The sequence below is a fragment of the Chryseobacterium sp. KMC2 genome (assembly GCF_016756935.1).
GTDB lineage: Bacteria > Bacteroidota > Bacteroidia > Flavobacteriales > Weeksellaceae > Chryseobacterium > Chryseobacterium rhizosphaerae.
Genome location: NZ_JAESIT010000027.1, coordinates 1 through 17,344 on the forward strand (window position 1 = coordinate 1; position 17,344 = coordinate 17,344).

Sequence of the window (17,344 nt, forward strand, 5' to 3'; positions counted from 1 at the left end):
TGCATATAGAGATCAAATTAAACATGATGGTAGGAAAAAAATTTTTATTGTTGATGGTGATTTAGACCTTATAAATAAAAATAATCCAGCTAATGAAAAAAACTTAGTTGTTCTAGATTCGTACTGTATTGAAAATTATTTAATAGAAGAGCATGGAATTGTAAATTTACTATACTATTCTATTGGCACTGAAAGCTTTGAAAACTTAAAAAATAAATTAAATTTTGATAAATGGCTAAGTTATAATGCCACTATACTTACAAAACTATTTATTAATTTTGCAATATTAAAAAAATTAGGAGGAGGTCCTATTTTACAAAATGCCCATGAATTTTTAACTTTAGATAAAAAACAAACTATTTTAGATAAGGTAAAAATAAAAAATTACAATAGCTATATATATAATGATATAATTACATTTTTAACTAATACTGGATTAACAAATTCAGAAGCAAATAAACTTTATGTCGAACAATATGATTATATTATATCAGATTGGAAATACAATAATGAAACTTATTTAAGAATTGTTTCTGCTAAAAACTATATATTACCGCTACTACAATTTAGAATAAATCATTGTATTAATAAGGGAAAAACTTTATTTCCTAAATCTTCACTGAAACTATTTTTAGCATCAAATTCAAAACTTGAGAGATTAAATTTCCTAAAAGAAAGAATAAAAAGAATATAATTATTTATTGTAAAGAATGTTGTATTAGTAAAAAAATAACTCAGCAAAGTCTCCCGACTTTGAGCTAGCAATATAACAAAGTCAATCTTTAAAGGTTGACTTTATTTGTAAAGTAAGACCTTCAATAGTTATTCTAAAATTTATATATTTAGAATAAAACAAACACAATGAAAGAAGGTTATATTATAAGAGATCAGGATAAACCTCATTTTATTACTTGTACAGTTATAGATTGGATTGATGTTTTTTCCCGAAAAACCTATAGAGATATCGTTATAGAAGTGCTAAAATATTGTATCAAAAATAAAGGAATGATAGTGTACGGCTATGTCATCATGACTAATCATATTCATTTAATAGTACAATCAAAAAGTCATAATTTATCAGATTTATTAAGAGACTTTAAAAAATTTACCGCTAAAAATATCTTGGAAAAAATCAAAAGTGAACCTGAAAGTAGAAAAGAGTGGATGTTAGAGAGATTCTCAAAAGCAATCGAAACGCATAATAGAAATAAGTGCTATCAATTTTGGCAATATGGGAATCATGCTGAGGAAATATTTACATTACATTTTATGTGGGATAAGTTAAATTATATCCATCTCAATCCTGTAAGGGCTGGATTTGTTGAAAAAGGATATCATTATCTTTATTCTTCAGCTGGTAATTATGTTTTTGGAAAAGGATTACTTGAGGTTGAGATTGCTGAAAATCCAGTTATAGATCCTACTAAGAAAAATGAATTTTGGAAATATAATAATTATGATGAATAAAAATAAGTGCTCAAAGTCGGGAGACTTTGCGCAGCGGAGGTCTCTCCGTTGGTTCTTGGCTTACTTACAGAGAAAGAATACCAAAATCCTCTGCTGGTATTTAAAAAAGCATTCAAAGAATACAGCATCAAAGAATTTGATTATTTTATTTCCGGGATGGTTTATTTCTCAATGGGAATCTATGACAAACTACCAGAAAGGAACATGATAAACCCATATATTCATCTGATTAAAATGCTGGATGCAGCGTATCTTATTATTGAAAGGAAAGGAAAAAAGTAAAGCTTCAAAATTAAAAAAGATGATTTGATGTAAGCTCAACTTCTTAATTATAAGTCTGTTTAAACTAATCACAAAAGTTTTTATTTTTAAAACACTTTAGTACACTTTAGAAAGTTTAAAATAATACAGCATAAAAATACATTGAAGAAAAAAAATCAAAGATTTTTCAAAACTTATGTGGACTTATTCTGCGCCGGGATATCCTCTTAAGCACCCTTAAGTGTTTCAATCTTTTGTGCCTTTTGTAGTTTAATAAAAAAGTTTAAACAGCTTTTATATAAAAATCACTTCTCCTTTATTTTCTTTCTATGCTTCAAGCCAAAATTAATTAAGGCATTGACTACATCTTCAGTTTCTTTGGCGTGTGTGGTAAGTGCATACGAAACTGTAACAGGTTTGGTGTTATTAACCGTTCGGGTAATCAGTAAATTATCTTCCAGTTCCTGCAGCTCTTTGGACAGAACTTTTGGACTTATTCCCAAAGCCGTTTCCTGTAAATCTTTGAACCGCATAGTTTCGTAATTATACAGATTATGCAGAATGCAGAATTTCCACTTGCCGCCCAATAGTTCAATGGCATCTTTAAGAGCCAAGATTTTTTCTTTACTGATGTCATTTTTTTTGATACTCATAAAATAGTTACTTTCTAAAAGGTAATGGATAGTAAAGGTAAAGTTTCTTTCAGATAATTTTATCCTGTAAAAAAAATTAAAAATGAAAGTAACAGTAATTGCCAACATTTCGGCTAATGGTAAAGTATTATTATCTGATCATCCACATCATCAGTTGCCACCAGAAGCAATGGAGTTTTATTTAAAATTTGCAAAAAAAGTTGGGAACCTTGTCATAGGCTTGAAAACCTTTGAAAACTTTTTAAATTTCCCACAGGAAGTCAAAGACCATTTTAGCGGAATAGAAATCGTAATACTCTCTGAAAAACCCTATGCATCAAAAGGCTACAAGACTGTTGAAAGCCCCGAAGAAGCTATTGAATATATGTCAGAAAAAGGCTTACACGAAATGGCAGTTGGCGGTGGGACACATGCTTTTAATGCCTTTATAGACAAAGATTTGGTAACAGACATTTATTTTAATATTCATCCATTAATCACAGGAGTTGGCGGTGTTTTAGGAAACAGCAGTGAACTGAACTCAAAATTTAAACATAAAGAATATAACCTTAAAGACGGTTTCATTCAACTGCATCTAAGCAAAGAAGACTGAATAACAACGATTGAAAAAAAGGTGAATACAGTCTCAGATATATTCTTGACAAAAAAAACAGGAATAACCAAGATCAATTATTAACATTACAATCTGTCTATTACCAGACACAAGTATAAAAAGACCCCCCGCTACCGCACGATTGTATCGTATAGTTTTGGCTTTTAAATTATATTATTAGAATGTTTAAGAACCACACGAAAGGATTCGTGCGATAGCGGGGAGAGAAAAAATAAAAATAACGAAGCCCTGTAAAGCCTCCCGGCTTCGAATAAGTAAAGTAAAATCCATTTACTCTCTCATTTTTATCCCCAAACTTTCCTTTATCTTTGTTTCAACAACAGTCTGATCAGTGTTGACGATGTAAAACCAAAACAAAATATGGCAACAAAAGAAGAATTCTGGGATAGAAAAAAGAAATTAAATGATGATTTTTTCGTGATGGGCTCCGTGGCCAATCCTGCAACCGAAGAACAAATTAGAAAATATGAGGAAAGCACAGGCTTTACCTTTAGTGAAGATATTAAAGATTTTCTGACCACATTCGGATCCTTAGTTTTTGAAGTCAAAGAAGAGATATGGAAACGTCCCAATGAATTTGATGTTCTTCCAAGCTGGAAATTCGGGTACGGCTTTTTTGTGTTTGGACTTTCGCAGGACGAAGAAATGCCGTCATGGATGGGATTTGAAGAAAAACATCACGAAGCCCTTGAATATAAAGAAAAGCCACTGGGGCAACTTTTTTTCAAACGCAGTGGAAATCTCTACCGGGCATATACCGACAACGGGATGATAAAAGTTGAGTATGACAAATATGACGAGGAGGATTACGAAGTATTTGAGGGAAATATTTATGACTTCTTAATTGAGGAAATTAATAATTTAGAACAAGATTACCAGGAATATATCAACGAAGGAAAATCATAATCTATTTTTTTCACACAACCTTTCAATATGAATCACAATAAAATCCGAAGTCTCCCCACTTCGGATTCTTTATCATTACCCCTGCTACCTCAAGATTGTATCGTGTGGCTTTAGCTTTTAGATTATATTATTAGAATGTTTAATTTATAATACTTAGACCACACGAAAGGATTCGTGCGGCAGCGGGGAGCTTACCGCAATATACCTGAAAGAATATAGTCAATCCATACATTCATCTGACTAAAATGCTGGATGCTGCACACCTTATTCTTGAAAATCGAAGAAAGAACTAAAGAGCGTTAAGCTGCTCAAAGTCTAGCGTGATCGTTGTTTTACATTTAATTCTACGTCATTGATGAAAACAATCTAAAAATATTAACACAATTGGATCTGTTTTATATTAGAGCAATATGTAAATTTGGATATTATCTGCCATTTTGCAGAACGTACAAACTGACAAAAAAATAAGATATGGGTTGGAAAGCATCAGCTATAATAATTAATAAACCGACACAGGTAGACAACGAAACGCTACTAACAGAGCTAGGATTTAATAATCTGACAAGAATTGAGGATGAGCCTTTTGAAGTTGCTATTAATCCTGATGATAACAAGGTTTATATCGGTTCATATAAAAACAACTTATTGGTTTGTGCATCCGGCATTCCAACGCAATTTTTTGACGAGAATGAAACCCCAATCGAAAAAACATTCAACCGGATTTTTCCAAATTCTGAAATTTGTTCAATAGTATTACATAGTGCAATTAACTTGTGGGGTTATTCAGTGACAAGGAATGGAAAAAAAATAAGAGCAAGAGCAGGCAATTCAGATGATGGAACATTTGTGGAGATTGGTGAGCCGCTTGACGAAGAAAAAGAACTTTTAAGTAAATCTAAATTAGATGAAAACGGAAATAAAGTTTATGTATTAGACGAATTTCCTGACGAAACATTTAGTGAAGATCAGGTTGGAGAAAACTTTGTTTTTTTAATTTGTAAAAGATATTTTGATCAAGAACTTGACAGTGCACATGATTTACTCTTTAAAACAACTTTAACAGGATACCAGTATTGAAAAATCGAGCAAGATGAAACACAACCTTTTTAACAGGCAACAGAAGAAAAAGCTTAGTGAAAATTTTGGGAAAGCTGTGGGTTTGTTCACATGAAGAAGGAATCATTGATCTAATTAAAGTAACAAAAGTTACCCTTGAAAATACAACTTCTGTATTTTTCTTTTCAAAAGCCAACTGAAAAAATTCCCTAAACTTTTTCCCTATCTTTGAACTTCGATGTTTTATTGATCTTCGGTGCTAAAAAATAGTCCCGGATTCTCAACAGAAATCAAAAAAAACAAACACTAAATCATAAAGCCATTGAAAACAAAATTATTATTCCTTTTATTTTTGGGCTCATTGTCAGCCCATGCACAAACACTTTATTTTAAAAATCTCGCTAATATGTCTGCAGGCAGGGGTGCCATAACCAGTGTAATTGTAAATGACAATATATATGTGAGCAATGGATATCAGGAAAAAGGAGGTATCGCCAATTATATTGAGAAATATAATATTACTGATAACAGCTGGAGTATCCTCAATTCTACTCTATTTACCAAAAAATTTGCTAATTCTGAGACTTACAATAATAAAATTTATATTTTTAACGGTTGGGGAAATAGCCATCTTGAAATTGTAGACCTTGCCACCAATACAATAACGAAGGGGGCTGTTAATCGCTCCTATACAGGAAATGCAGGTTCTGCCATCCATAATGGCAAAATATATGTGTTTGGTGGCAGCGGATTAAGCGGAGCCAAAAACACCGTATTTTCTAATAAATTTCAGGTGTACGATATCGCTTCAAATACCTGGAATTCATTACCGGATATGCCCACAGCCAGAGAAACAAAGGGCAAAATTGTTAATGATAAGCTTTATGTCATTGGTGGTTTTAACGGTACCCCATCCCGTCTGATCAATGTTTACGACCTCAACTCTAATCTTTGGATCAAGCAATATATGATGCCTTCTGGTATATCGGGACACGCATTAGCAGTATCCGATAATAAGATTTTTATTGTAGGTGGTTTTAATAATCAAACTTTTCTGGCCTATTTTGATACGACAACCAATACATTCCATCAGTTATCATCCAATATGATTCCCAGAAGACATGCAGCAGCGGAAGTATATAACAATAAACTATACATCATCGGTGGAAGTACAACGTCTCTCACCAGCTCAGCCATTAAAGGCATACAGGTGGCAGATATTAACGAAAATGTACTCTCTGCAAATGTAGCCAATGATGATCATGAAACTGAAACAAGGGTCTATACCAACGCAGCCAGAGACGGTTTTCGGATCAGTAATAAAAATAACAGCAATCAGTTTGAATATACCATTCTCACAAAAGATGGGAAGCCAATCAGTAAAGGTTTTGCCTATTATAATAAAATAATAGATTTATCAAAAGTCCGAAGAGGAATTTACTTTTTTAGTTATAAAAATGAAAAGGGGGTTTTACAACAGGTTAAAATTTACAGATAAACCTTAATCCATTGAGAGTATCAGAATTAAAAGTTCACAGAATAATTCGTAGACCATCAAAAATAGTTGACAAGTATGGCAATAGAATTTTTGAAGAATATGAATATGATTTCAAATACAATCCCTATTTTAAGAATAGTGAAACGCAAAGATTATTTGCAAAAATCATTGATATATTACCATTTATTTTAATCTTAATTTTTCTATGTAACCTGACAGTTCTTCAAAGTTTATTGTGGTCTGTTGTCCTAGTGATGATGTATGGAGCAATTAGTGAAACAATATTTGGAAAAACTTTAGGAAAAAAAATATTTAATCTAATGGTAATCGATGATTTTGCCCACAAACCATCATTATCAAGATCATTAAAACGAAATATTCTCTGCTTAATAAATTTCTTTCCCACATTTACAGATCAACAAAACAAAACGGTAATGAATTTTAATATGTATTTAAATAACAAATTTGCGGGGACCTATATTATAAAAGAAAAAATGCTGAAAGAAATAGAAGAAATGCTGGAAAAGCAAGCATAAAAATTGTGGAAAGTAAATTCAGAATTTAAAAATGTTGAACTTAAAAAAACTGTGTACAATATTGTATTGGTAAAACATAAGGTTAAAACACATAATAGAAAGCCCCGCACAAAGTCTCCGTTATTTTTCCAATTTGACATTTTTATGATCTTAAATCCCACCCTACAAATGAAAATACGTTTACAAATATTATTTTTTCTTATTTCTAGTTTGCTGTATTCGCAACCCCCTACTCCTAAGCTAATTGAAGGTATAAAGAATAAGGCTGTATTTTATAACTCAAGCGTGAAAAATTCATGGGAAAGAGAACCTATTTACATAGGAAGCATTCAAAAAGAAATCATTAACAAATTTGAAAACAATAGACTTCTAGCCATTGAAAATCATTATGAAAATGAGTGTAATAAAGGTTATATAAAAAGAGAAAAGAATTCTTTTAAAAATACTTTCGAAGGTAAGGTTGATATTTTTGTTGATACAAGTCAAAATATAAAATTTTCAAAAGTTGTTTATCATGAAAAGAGTTCAAATACTTTTGATTTTTTTTACGCAAACCCTGTCGTTTTGACTAATAACGATTCACAAGATGTTCAAATTGGATACGGATATTACATTCCATTAATAATGCAAGCACAAAATGAAAAGGGAGAATGGACAGATATTGAAAGGTATTATACTTTGGACTGTGGAACTTGCTTGAATATGATTTATTTTAAGCCCAATGAAATCACGATTACAACTTCAGTAATTTATGATGGTAATTATGAGACTAAATTACGCCTAAGGCTTGGTGAAAATAACTTTTCGAATATATTTACCGGAAAAATAAATAGATCACAAATAGAATAAATATATCACCGCTATCCAAAGTCTTCTGATTTTAAACAACTAAAATAAAAATTGACATAAACCTCTCTGCAAATGCCATGAAAATCTTCATCCTGATTTTAGCTTTATTATTTCTTTCATCTTGCAGTTCACAAAAAAACTGCAGGGAATTTATAAATCTAATAAAGCTGAATTGGGTTTCTTAAGTCTGAAATGGTAAAATTTAAATTATTTGTAGGAAACTAAATAATGGATATAGTGAAGAGAAACCTTCCTACGCTGACTAAATTAGATGTTATAGTGATAAAATAAATTTATATGGAAAGCTACAAACTATACGAAGAGCCAAATGAAATATATTTCATTAATAAAATGAAAGAAATGCTACCTGAGCATTCTATTATCTTACAAAAAAATCATATCATCAATCAGTTTTTGGCTTACGGTTCTTTGGAAGAAGATCTAAATTTTATTATAAGTGCAACAGGCAAGCTTATTGATTATAGAGTGAGCGAATATAGCAGTACACAATCTCCGGAAGGTTATAGAGATGATAATTTGATTGTAAAAAAATCATTATTTATTTCAATAATCACCACATATGGCAAATGCTTTAATAAAACTAATAAAAGAAGAATGCTGGATGAAAGTTTTATAAAGAAAAACTTTCCGGATGACTTGCTAGATATAGATAGCTTTTTAAAACTGCATAAAAAACTGATTAACTTAAGAAATACTTTTATTGCTCATTCTGATCATAATATTTATGAAAGTCAAATTTGCTATATGAAGTTCAAATATAACATTGAAGAAGAAATGTTAGAAATTGAAGTGAATTATATGATCACTGAAACTTATACATTTGATGAAGACCAGCTAGAATTATTAATTTTAATATGTTCGCAATTAAGAAAAAATGTGACAGAGAAAAAAAACAAAACCACAAAAACTATAATAGATAGCTTTTCAAAGGAAGAACTACAACGACTTGGGTTATCTACACTCAAAAATGGAGGGAAATAGCCATACGATAATTACTAAAAATTGATTTTAGTTGTAATTAAGTAGATGTTAAAAAACTAGTTGCCCATATATTATACTCAAAACAACATGAGACCAATACTTTTTATAGCTTTTTCGTTCTTTACACTGAATCTTTTCGCTCAACAATATGAATTGACAAAAGACAGTGATACTCTCTATTTTTCTAAATACGAAAAACCAATAATTCAAAAATTAAAACTGATAAAACCTGAAGAAAATAAAAATTTCTTCAGATTCAGTTCGGAAAAATATTATTTAGAACTATCAGAGGACTCTAACAAATACCTGATTTATGCCAATGAGATATGGGATAATAAACCAACAGGTAAAATATTCATTAAGCAATTTGATTTAACTGAAAAACAGGTTAATGAAATAAAAAATCTTATAGTGTCTTTAAAAATTCATGAAATTCCAAGTGGTAATCAAATTAAAGACTGGGCTTTTGGTTTTGATGGAATTACTTATAAATTTGAACTAAAAGACGGTAATAAATATTCTCATAAACATTATTGGACACCAACTGCTCAACAAAAATTTGCAGAATCCAATGTGATTAATTTTTTTGTAATTAAAATTGATGAAATAATAGATTATAAAGAAAGCAGCACCAAATTTTCACAAGAAGTTCCCTATTTTACATGGACCAGAGATGGAACTTCCTGGCGTGCAATGAAAATAATCAATAAAGAAAACTATTCTGAATATAAAAAATATAAAAAACTCATGAAGAAAAATAAATCGAAATCTGCAATCCCATCTGTTTAAAGTTTTCGAACCTTGTACACAAAACCAATAACAAAAAACTAAACATGCAATCTTGTAAACAACTCTTCTTGCTTTCCATTATTCTGTTACTTCTAACGAATAATACATGGGCACAAACAAAAAAGGCCCATCAAATCGACTCATTAATGAAACGGTCAAATCAGATGGGTAATTTTAATGGAAATGTTTTAGTGTCAGAAAATAATAGAATTATTTACCATGCTTCTTTTGGCTTCACTGATGCTACAAAAACAAAGAAATTAACAACTGATTACAGGTTTAATATTGGTTCTATTACGAAAGAATTTAGTGGTGTCGCATTGCTTCAATTGCAGGAACAGGGGAAATTAAAGATCGAAGATCATGTTTCCCAATATATTCCGGAATTACCCAAATGGGCCAATGAAGTTACCATAAAAGATTTGTTACAGTATACAAGTGGACTACCCAATGTAAATTGGAAAAAAATTAAAAATGATAAGGACATTTTTGATGATTTAAAATTAATTGACAAACTAGATTTTGTTCCAGGAACTCAATACGATTACAACATGAATAATGTTTTTCTAAGGCAGTTTATTTTGGAGCGGATTACGGGAATGCCTTTTAACCTGTATGCAGAAAAGCTCATTTTTACACCTTGTAAAATGACATCTTCTGTAATGACTCCTTTTGAAAATGAAAACAACATCGCCAAAGGATTTAATAATGATTCAGTGGCGGACAAAGCGGATCTTCCCTTAACAGGAGGAACTTACTTAACGACTCTGGATTTACTGAAATGGTCAGGCTGTCTTCATTCCAATAAAGTCATCAATGCAGATTCATTATTTGAGCTGGGGCAGCAATTTAACCTACCGGAAACTCAATCTTCTTTAGGACAGGCAAAATTTAAAAACAGAAAACTAATTGAGCATATACATGATGGGAGATACGGAAACTATGAAGCCTTATTCGTTTATGATCCTAATAAAAAGCTGACCATTATTCTGCTAGGAAACAATCACAACGGAAAATTATTTGAAATTTCTGATGCTATTGCAGGAATTTTGAAAAACAAAAAAGAAAAATAAGATCATGAAAAAAGCATTTGAATTCCTCAACCATTTAAAAGAAAATAACAACAGGGAATGGTTTACCACACACAAGTCAGAATTTGATTCTATTGTGAAAGACAACAAAGTTTTTTTTAATCAAATCTATACTGAACTTCAGGAATATGATAATCTGAAAGGAATTCATATTTTCAGAATTTACAGAGACGTTCGTTTTTCTAAAGATCAGACTCCTTACAAAACCAATTTCGGAGTGGGATATTCCCGTTCGAAACCGATGTTACGAGGTGGATATTATATTCAGCTGGAACCCGGCAACAGTTTTGTAGGAGGTGGATTTTGGGGACCTGAAGCCAAAGACTTACTCCGTATCCGTAAAGAATTTGAAATCAGTACCACGGAAATTGAAAAGATTACCTCTGATAAAACCTTTGTAAAATATTTTGGAAAGCTCGACGGTGATTCCGTAAAAACAGCGCCGAGAGGTTTTGATAAAAATCATCCGGCCATAGATTTAATCAGAAAAAAACAATATCTGGTCCTGCGAAAATTCACCGATAAAGAGGTTTTATCCGACAATTTTCAAAAGGAAGTAGTGCTCACCTTACTGGCTATGCGTCCCTTTTTTGATTATATGAGCGAGGTGCTGACAACAGACCTCAATGGAGAGCCTTTATTTTAATTCCGAACCGGTTGTTTGAAAATAAAACTCTGATAATGTAATAATTAGGGTGATAAAATTGTTTTTATATAAAATGCCAGTATGAAAAATCTAAACTACAGCCTTCTTTTTGTTTTAATGATTATTTTCTGTCAGGCACAGAAAAAACAGTCCGCGGAATTGATCAAGGTCCAAAAAGAATTAACGGATAAACTCACAAAAATCAGTAAGAATACAAGCTTCAATGGATTTGGAGTGGCATTGGTAAATGATCATGATATTTTGTATCAAAACGGATTCGGCGTTGCCACGCTAAAGCCACTTCAAAAATATGATGAAAACACTGTTCAGAATATAGCCTCAGTTTCAAAAACATTGATTGGTATTGCAGTCCTTAAAGCTCAGGAATTGGGAAAACTGAAACTGGATGATCCCGTTAATCAATATCTTCCATTTAAAGTGACCAATCCTTATCATCCGCAAATCCCGGTAACGATCCGGCAATTGACCACCCACACCTCTTCTATCAATGACAATACTGCTTATTTAAATAATACTGTTGTTTTAAAAGATACTGTCAATCTTGCCAACCATCTGCATATTGATATCTCTCCTACCCACTTCAATCCTCCTTCTGCAAAAATTTCCATTGAAGAGTTTTTAGCTCATGTGCTCAGCGAAAAAGGAAAATGGTATGCTAAAGATGTATTCACCGAAAATAAGCCTGGTGAGCTCTTTAATTATTCTAATATTGGGGCAACCCTGGCAGCACTGGTTCTGGAAAAGGCAACGGGAATGTCTTATGACACATTTACAGCGAAATATATTCTTGAGCCTTTACAAATGAATCATTCCGGCTGGAAATTTAATGTTATCAATTTTTCAAAGTATACGCAGACATTTATCAATAAACAAACACCCTACCCCTATTATTCACTCAATACTTATCCTGACGGAGGATTGCTGACCACTTCCAGTGACATGAGCAAATACCTACTGGAACTGATGAAAGGGTATTTTGGGAAAGGAAGCATTCTTTCCAAAGAAAGTTATAAAGAATATTTTACGCCTCAGCTGAAAGCCGAAAACTTCAAGGACAGAAGCAACAGTGAATACAGCGACGAATACAATATGGGCATCACAATGGGCTTTGGCTCAACCGGAAACTTTGGCCATACCGGTGGCGATCCGGGAATGAATTCCGTGATATGGTTTTTTAAAGATCAAAGGATGGGCAGATATTTAATCGTCAATACAGATTGGGATCAAAAAGTTTCGGGAAAAGACCAGAAAGCCATTTATGACCTGCTGGATGAATATTTTATAAAACTGGATGCACTGAGCCGTTTACATTAACATTTATATGTAGATTTAGGCAATAATTAGGATGATATGACAGCTCAGGAAATTGAATTATTACTGAAAGAAAGAGTTACGAGATTAGAATTAAAAAAGACAGCATTTGAAAGTCTTACTTATATATTTTTAGACAATGCTGCCGACAAGAGTTTTTTATGTGGCTTCGAACAAGAGGAAATAAAAACAGTTTTTGACGGATACCAATACCTTATCGACAGACGTTTTGGAAGCTCTATTATTAGAACAAGAATAGGGTTGTATATTGAAAACGAAATTTATCTTGATAATTTAGAACCCATCGGTTATTACGAACTGGAAACAGATTGGGATGGTGAAACTGTAGACGACTGGTTTATTATGGAAAAAGAAAAATATTAAAATAGGAAGTAAGGACGTCCTTTCAATGAAATTTAAAGATTACACTTTAGCTCATGAAAATAAATAATCAAGTTATTCAGTCAATACAATTTGAATAAAAAAGCCCCGGCTGTGTTACAATAAAGAAAGCACCATCAAAACATACCATATGGACCAACATGAAAAAGAGCGAAGAAAACAAATCCGAAATGAGCTGAGGCAAAAGCAGCAGGAAGAATTTGAAAAAAGCTTACCCATAAACAGGGAAATTTTTGAAAAATTATTTGACGATCTTGATCATCAGTTAGGAAAAAGAAATTGTGATGACACCAATCAACTTACCGTAGAATTTTTGAAAAAAAATAAAATCGGTAACATTGAAAATGTATTAAGTTGGCTCGCCGATCATGGCGGGTATTGTGACTGTGAAATATTAGCCAACGTTGAAGAGAAATTTGAAAATTAACAGATTCAGTAAAAACAGGGATAATCATCACGGAATTAGACTCAAAAAATAAACTCATGAAAGAAAATAATTTAAATCTAAAATCAATACACATAGTCATAATAAGCTTGTTGCTATTCATCTCATGCAGTAAAAAACAGGAGCCCGTTCTAACTGATCAATATAAAAAGTGGGAAACGCTTGAAATTAAAACAAGATTTCAAACCTTAACAATTTCTAAATTTTCTGACTCTGCCGACTACTACAACATTATTGTCGGTAATAAAGAAATTAAAATTATTCCGGAATCAACACCTGAAAAAACAGATCCTGAAAAACCGGAGCATAAAATAATACTTTTTACCAAAGCAGAAAAAGACAGTTTGAGTAAGTATATTTATGAATCTGTAACACGGCCCAAATTCACTAATGTTCTGGCAACGGATTATGCAGGAGGCGTTATTCTTAGATTTGATAGAGAAAATATGAATTTGATGTGTGAATATAATTCTGTTGGAGATTGGACTACAGTTTCGGAAAACACTGAAAAGATTTATAATCTGATCAGCAAAAAAGTTGAAATATCAAAGCAATAAACCTATGAAAACTACCCTTACCCATATAGTCGCTATAGTATTCTCTTTCGTCATAATAAGCTGTGGCTCTCAACATAAAGACCATTTTAAAGCAAAAGAAGTGTATACATCTCCCCATCTGGTTATTACCCAGATTTCTGAACATTCTTTTATCCATACTTCTTTTAAACAAACCAATGATTTTGGTAATGTTCCCTGCAACGGACTTGTTGTAAAAAATAATAATGAAACCATTGTTTTCGACACCCCCATTAATGACAAAAGTTCAGAAGAACTGATACAATGGATCAATGGAACACTTCATGCAAAAATAAATGCCGTTATTCCTACCCATTTCCATGATGACAGTTCAGGAGGATTGCAGGCTTTTCATAATCATCATATTCCTTCCTATGCCTATTCCAAAACCATTGAATTAGCCAAAGAAAACAAGTTTGTAATTCCTGAAAACAGTTTTAATGATTCGCTGGTTTTAAAAGTTGGCAATGAAAAAACTATCACGAGGTTTTTCGGTGAAGGTCATACCAAAGATAATGTAGTAGGGTATTTTCCTGGTGAACATATATTGTTTGGAGGCTGTTTATTAAAAGAGCTTGATGCAGGTAAAGGATATCTGGGAGATGCTAATGTGGCAGCATGGTCCAATACAGTTGAAAAAGTAAAAAAAGAATATCCTGATGTGAAAATTGTGGTTCCGGGACATGGAGAATATGGGAACGGAAAACTACTGGACTATACCATTACATTATTTAAAACTCAATAAAAAATTCGCCTAATAATAACTTGCAATATTAAAATTGTATATGAACACCGAGGAACAAATTCAGGAATATATCAACAGTCAGCATGAACCAAAACGTACCGACATGCAGGAGCTGCACCGCATCATTTTGGAACTTATACCGGAATCTCAGTTGTGGTTTCTGGATGGAAAAAACAGTGAAGGCAAAACAGTTTCCAATCCCAATATCGGATATGGGTTTCATACCATGCAATATACTGATGGAAAAACCAGAGATTTTTATCAGGTGGGAATGAGTGCCAACACCACCGGGATTTCTATTTATATTTTGGGAATTGAGGATAAAACTTATTTGACTCAAACTTATGGTGAAAAAATAGGTAAGGCAGGTGTAACCGGATATTGCATTAAGTTTAAAAAACTAAAAGATATCAACATTGAAATACTTCAGGAAGCTATACAGTTCGGATTACAACAAAACACCTAGTTTCCCGTCAACTCTAAACAAAAAGCACAAACCATGAAAAATTCTTCAAATACTATAACCGGTACACTGACCCTCTTTTTTGTTTTAGGGTTGCTGTCAATTCTTATTGGGATAATTTTTTCCATTATTGCCTTCGACAGTGTATCTGCACAGGATGGTTTGGCCGGAATGTATGCATTATTCGGATTAATTCCTGTTGTCATCATTATGATCATAGACAGAATTTGTGTCTGGAAGTTGGGGCCAAAGAAAGTGAACAAAGTCCAGTTCTATATTGCCGGAATATTCATTGTGCTCTTTATTCTTAACTGGATAAGACTACAACTTCAATGAATACAAAAAAGACATTTAAAACCAAAAATAGGAAATAAGAAAATATCCTGAAAATTTCCATCATCACCAGGAGATGAAGTAAGTAAAATGGTATATTAGCAGAAAGCTTAGATAAAGGCATAAAAAAAATAACCATGGCAGAATACACACTACCCTATTTTGGACAACTATCAACAGAAGATATTGAAGAATATTATGATGTGACGATTGATTTTAATGGCAATGAAATTCAACTGGATTTAAATTTCGAAAACAACAGCATTGCCCCTTCCCAATTGGATAAAGTAAAAAATTACCTTGAAAATATCGGGAAATTTGACAGCCTTAATAAAACATACATCCTGAATGATTATCATGATGAAGACGGTGAAACCGTAAAGTTTTATGTAGAACACCATCTTGAAGAATGTGAGAAAGAAGAGCTTTCAGCACTGATCAACTTCGATGATTCAACCACTCAGCCGGAACAACAGCTTTTGAAAAAACTGGAACTGGTTCGGGTTGGAATTTATCCTGACAGTGAAGACAGCTTTGCCATTTCAGACTATTCAATTGGCCGGGATATTACAGATTATCTGGTGGTAATCAATACCGACGAAAACGGAAAGCTAGATGATATGGCCATGGAAAGCTAACATAAAAAAATAAAACACCAATGTCAAATGCTGAAAAGATAATTAACGAAATCGATATATTTTTAGAAAAGTCGATGCTTAAAACTTCTACAATCACCGGGGAAGAATTCATCAGTTTTATAGAGGGTAAATGGGAAGAAGCCGATGATGAAAAATATGATATATATCAGGCTTACATCATAAGCAGCCGGATGATTAATGAATATATCCGGGAAAAAGATTTTGAAAATATGATGAGATGGCTGGAGATTTCTGACCGTCACTCCGCTGCTCACAAAAATGCGTCTTATATCCGGAATTATTATGCAGGAGAATGCTGCCTGGAATGTGGCAATGAAGAAAAAGCCCTGGAATATTTCAACTTATGTTATGCTGAAAATCAGGAGTATATTTTTTCAAGAGCCCCTTTTTGCTATGAATTCTTCAATAAACATCTCGATCATCCCAGAAACCTGCCTGATCAGAACGAAAGTGATGATGACTATTTTGAACTTAGTATTGAACTGAAGCACTGGCAGACTTTCTTCCAAAAAGAAGATCCTGAATTTTATTACGAACTCTTGGATGAGGAAGATGACTATATGGATGAACCAACCCCGGCACAGGAAAATGGATTACATTACCTACAGGAAAACCAGGAAGTCGTCTTAGAAAAAATATTGGCTGAACTTTTAAAGCAATACCCCGGCCTACAAAAAAATTACAACTATTCTGAAGAAGACAAAACAGATTGTATGCCTGATTTAAAAGATATACAAGGTTTTGCTCATCTTCTGTCACCAACTTATTTTTATGTTACCTCAGTGGTTAAGGATCACTACCCATACATCGGGTTAGGATTTTCCTGTTCATGGGACAGCGAACATGGTTTGGGAATTATGATTCATAAAGACCGGATTATAGAAATAGGAAGTGCGGCCACAGCATTTGACAGCTGGGCAGCAGAAAAAGATCTAAACAGTATTAATAGCTAGTTTCGGTACATCTACCCATCACGAAACGATATAAAAAATTTTAGAAACCACTCTATTTTTTTGAGTGGTT

General features: G+C 32.5%; 23 protein-coding genes. 22 read left to right on the plus strand and 1 reads right to left on the minus strand.

Translation table 11 applies throughout. From position 1 onward, the window contains the following. From JML65_RS21595 to JML65_RS21605, 3 genes are all read left to right on the plus strand, one after another. A partial coding sequence (locus tag JML65_RS21595; protein WP_202272109.1) for a DUF4435 domain-containing protein occupies positions 1-694 on the plus strand: 694 nt, incomplete at its 5' end. A 167-nt stretch (positions 695-861) separates the two neighbouring features. Continuing rightward, positions 862-1,467 carry an REP-associated tyrosine transposase gene (locus JML65_RS21600; RefSeq protein WP_202272111.1) on the plus strand — a complete coding sequence of 202 codons (606 nt, stop codon included), beginning with the start codon at positions 862-864 and terminating at the stop codon, positions 1,465-1,467. A gap of 6 nt (positions 1,468-1,473) precedes the next feature. Then, positions 1,474-1,749 carry a hypothetical protein gene (locus JML65_RS21605; RefSeq protein ID WP_202272113.1) on the plus strand — a complete coding sequence of 92 codons (276 nt, stop codon included), beginning with the start codon at positions 1,474-1,476 and terminating at the stop codon, positions 1,747-1,749. Between the two features lie 284 nt (positions 1,750-2,033). Here JML65_RS21605 and JML65_RS21610 read toward each other — a convergent pair whose 3' ends face one another. Next, positions 2,034-2,381 carry a winged helix-turn-helix transcriptional regulator gene (locus tag JML65_RS21610; RefSeq protein ID WP_202272115.1) on the minus strand — a complete coding sequence of 116 codons (348 nt, stop codon included), beginning with the start codon at positions 2,379-2,381 and terminating at the stop codon, positions 2,034-2,036. Positions 2,382-2,463: 82 nt separating this feature from the next. Here JML65_RS21610 and JML65_RS21615 point away from each other — a divergent pair, with 82 nt between their 5' ends. The 19 genes from JML65_RS21615 to JML65_RS21705 all read left to right on the plus strand — a co-directional run bounded on the left by JML65_RS21615 (position 2,464) and on the right by JML65_RS21705 (position 17,274). Then, complete coding sequence (locus JML65_RS21615) at positions 2,464-2,973, plus strand: dihydrofolate reductase family protein (protein WP_202272117.1); 510 nt, start codon at positions 2,464-2,466, stop codon at positions 2,971-2,973. A gap of 381 nt (positions 2,974-3,354) precedes the next feature. Continuing rightward, positions 3,355-3,900 (plus strand): hypothetical protein, encoded by a 546-nt coding sequence (locus JML65_RS21620; protein WP_084085583.1) that lies wholly within the window; start codon positions 3,355-3,357, stop codon positions 3,898-3,900. Positions 3,901-4,371: 471 nt separating this feature from the next. Then, positions 4,372-4,977 carry a DUF6928 family protein gene (locus tag JML65_RS21625; protein WP_202272119.1) on the plus strand — a complete coding sequence of 202 codons (606 nt, stop codon included), beginning with the start codon at positions 4,372-4,374 and terminating at the stop codon, positions 4,975-4,977. A gap of 385 nt (positions 4,978-5,362) precedes the next feature. Next, a complete protein-coding gene (locus JML65_RS21630) occupies positions 5,363-6,454 on the plus strand; it encodes a Kelch repeat-containing protein (RefSeq protein ID WP_202272121.1) in 1,092 nt (363 codons plus the stop codon). An 11-nt stretch (positions 6,455-6,465) separates the two neighbouring features. Further along, the gene (locus JML65_RS21635) at positions 6,466-6,990 is read left to right on the plus strand and encodes an RDD family protein (protein WP_202272123.1); all 525 of its coding nucleotides are present in this window, start codon (positions 6,466-6,468) and stop codon (positions 6,988-6,990) included. Positions 6,991-7,158: 168 nt separating this feature from the next. Next, positions 7,159-7,839, plus strand: a complete 681-nt coding sequence (locus JML65_RS21640; RefSeq protein WP_202272125.1) for a hypothetical protein — start codon at positions 7,159-7,161, stop codon at positions 7,837-7,839. A gap of 297 nt (positions 7,840-8,136) precedes the next feature. Further along, on the plus strand, positions 8,137-8,841 hold the full coding sequence (locus JML65_RS21645) for a hypothetical protein (RefSeq protein ID WP_047494046.1): 705 nt from the start codon (positions 8,137-8,139) through the stop codon (positions 8,839-8,841). 87 nt (positions 8,842-8,928) lie between these two features. Beyond that, on the plus strand, positions 8,929-9,630 hold the full coding sequence (locus tag JML65_RS21650) for a hypothetical protein (RefSeq protein WP_202272127.1): 702 nt from the start codon (positions 8,929-8,931) through the stop codon (positions 9,628-9,630). A gap of 146 nt (positions 9,631-9,776) precedes the next feature. Then, on the plus strand, positions 9,777-10,703 hold the full coding sequence (locus JML65_RS21655) for a serine hydrolase domain-containing protein (protein ID WP_237390964.1): 927 nt from the start codon (positions 9,777-9,779) through the stop codon (positions 10,701-10,703). A gap of 4 nt (positions 10,704-10,707) precedes the next feature. Beyond that, positions 10,708-11,367: a DUF2461 domain-containing protein gene (locus tag JML65_RS21660; RefSeq protein ID WP_202272131.1), complete on the plus strand. Its 660-nt coding sequence runs from the start codon at positions 10,708-10,710 to the stop codon at positions 11,365-11,367. Between the two features lie 81 nt (positions 11,368-11,448). Next, a complete protein-coding gene (locus JML65_RS21665) occupies positions 11,449-12,702 on the plus strand; it encodes a serine hydrolase domain-containing protein (protein ID WP_202272133.1) in 1,254 nt (417 codons plus the stop codon). A 36-nt stretch (positions 12,703-12,738) separates the two neighbouring features. Then, positions 12,739-13,083, plus strand: coding sequence for a hypothetical protein (locus JML65_RS21670; protein WP_202272135.1), 345 nt, complete (start codon positions 12,739-12,741; stop codon positions 13,081-13,083). A 148-nt stretch (positions 13,084-13,231) separates the two neighbouring features. Next, a complete protein-coding gene (locus JML65_RS21675; RefSeq protein ID WP_202272137.1) occupies positions 13,232-13,528 on the plus strand; it encodes a DUF2695 domain-containing protein in 297 nt (98 codons plus the stop codon). A gap of 56 nt (positions 13,529-13,584) precedes the next feature. Next, complete coding sequence (locus JML65_RS21680; protein ID WP_202272139.1) at positions 13,585-14,103, plus strand: hypothetical protein; 519 nt, start codon at positions 13,585-13,587, stop codon at positions 14,101-14,103. Between the two features lie 4 nt (positions 14,104-14,107). Continuing rightward, positions 14,108-14,866 (plus strand): subclass B1 metallo-beta-lactamase CHM-1, encoded by a 759-nt coding sequence (locus JML65_RS21685; protein WP_202272142.1) that lies wholly within the window; start codon positions 14,108-14,110, stop codon positions 14,864-14,866. A gap of 40 nt (positions 14,867-14,906) precedes the next feature. Further along, entirely contained in the window at positions 14,907-15,332 is a 426-nt protein-coding gene (locus JML65_RS21690; RefSeq protein WP_202272144.1) for a DUF1801 domain-containing protein, read from the plus strand. 33 nt (positions 15,333-15,365) lie between these two features. Then, positions 15,366-15,665, plus strand: coding sequence for a hypothetical protein (locus JML65_RS21695; RefSeq protein WP_047494075.1), 300 nt, complete (start codon positions 15,366-15,368; stop codon positions 15,663-15,665). 134 nt (positions 15,666-15,799) lie between these two features. Then, positions 15,800-16,300 (plus strand): DUF2004 domain-containing protein, encoded by a 501-nt coding sequence (locus JML65_RS21700; RefSeq protein ID WP_115916479.1) that lies wholly within the window; start codon positions 15,800-15,802, stop codon positions 16,298-16,300. A 20-nt stretch (positions 16,301-16,320) separates the two neighbouring features. Continuing rightward, entirely contained in the window at positions 16,321-17,274 is a 954-nt protein-coding gene (locus JML65_RS21705; protein ID WP_202272146.1) for a DUF6985 domain-containing protein, read from the plus strand. Positions 17,275-17,344: the final 70 nt, after the last annotated feature.

Excerpts from the sequence above, each read along its gene's own strand:
- JML65_RS21620 (WP_084085583.1), top strand. The coding sequence starts at position 3,355 with ATGGCAACAAAAGAAGAATTCTGGGATAGAAAAAAGAAATTAAATGAT.
- JML65_RS21685 (WP_202272142.1), top strand. The coding sequence starts at position 14,108 with ATGAAAACTACCCTTACCCATATAGTCGCTATAGTATTCTCTTTCGTC.
- JML65_RS21640 (WP_202272125.1), top strand. The coding sequence starts at position 7,159 with ATGAAAATACGTTTACAAATATTATTTTTTCTTATTTCTAGTTTGCTG.
- JML65_RS21695 (WP_047494075.1), top strand. The coding sequence starts at position 15,366 with ATGAAAAATTCTTCAAATACTATAACCGGTACACTGACCCTCTTTTTT.
- JML65_RS21690 (WP_202272144.1), top strand. The coding sequence starts at position 14,907 with ATGAACACCGAGGAACAAATTCAGGAATATATCAACAGTCAGCATGAA.
- JML65_RS21630 (WP_202272121.1), top strand. The coding sequence starts at position 5,363 with ATGTCTGCAGGCAGGGGTGCCATAACCAGTGTAATTGTAAATGACAAT.
- JML65_RS21675 (WP_202272137.1), top strand. The coding sequence starts at position 13,232 with ATGGACCAACATGAAAAAGAGCGAAGAAAACAAATCCGAAATGAGCTG.
- JML65_RS21670 (WP_202272135.1), top strand. The coding sequence starts at position 12,739 with ATGACAGCTCAGGAAATTGAATTATTACTGAAAGAAAGAGTTACGAGA.
- JML65_RS21700 (WP_115916479.1), top strand. The coding sequence starts at position 15,800 with ATGGCAGAATACACACTACCCTATTTTGGACAACTATCAACAGAAGAT.
- JML65_RS21615 (WP_202272117.1), top strand. The coding sequence starts at position 2,464 with ATGAAAGTAACAGTAATTGCCAACATTTCGGCTAATGGTAAAGTATTA.
- JML65_RS21645 (WP_047494046.1), top strand. The coding sequence starts at position 8,137 with ATGGAAAGCTACAAACTATACGAAGAGCCAAATGAAATATATTTCATT.
- JML65_RS21610 (WP_202272115.1), bottom strand. The coding sequence starts at position 2,381 with ATGAGTATCAAAAAAAATGACATCAGTAAAGAAAAAATCTTGGCTCTT.
- JML65_RS21655 (WP_237390964.1), top strand. The coding sequence starts at position 9,777 with ATGAAACGGTCAAATCAGATGGGTAATTTTAATGGAAATGTTTTAGTG.
- JML65_RS21650 (WP_202272127.1), top strand. The coding sequence starts at position 8,929 with ATGAGACCAATACTTTTTATAGCTTTTTCGTTCTTTACACTGAATCTT.
- JML65_RS21660 (WP_202272131.1), top strand. The coding sequence starts at position 10,708 with ATGAAAAAAGCATTTGAATTCCTCAACCATTTAAAAGAAAATAACAAC.
- JML65_RS21680 (WP_202272139.1), top strand. The coding sequence starts at position 13,585 with ATGAAAGAAAATAATTTAAATCTAAAATCAATACACATAGTCATAATA.
- JML65_RS21625 (WP_202272119.1), top strand. The coding sequence starts at position 4,372 with ATGGGTTGGAAAGCATCAGCTATAATAATTAATAAACCGACACAGGTA.
- JML65_RS21600 (WP_202272111.1), top strand. The coding sequence starts at position 862 with ATGAAAGAAGGTTATATTATAAGAGATCAGGATAAACCTCATTTTATT.
- JML65_RS21705 (WP_202272146.1), top strand. The coding sequence starts at position 16,321 with ATGTCAAATGCTGAAAAGATAATTAACGAAATCGATATATTTTTAGAA.
- JML65_RS21665 (WP_202272133.1), top strand. The coding sequence starts at position 11,449 with ATGAAAAATCTAAACTACAGCCTTCTTTTTGTTTTAATGATTATTTTC.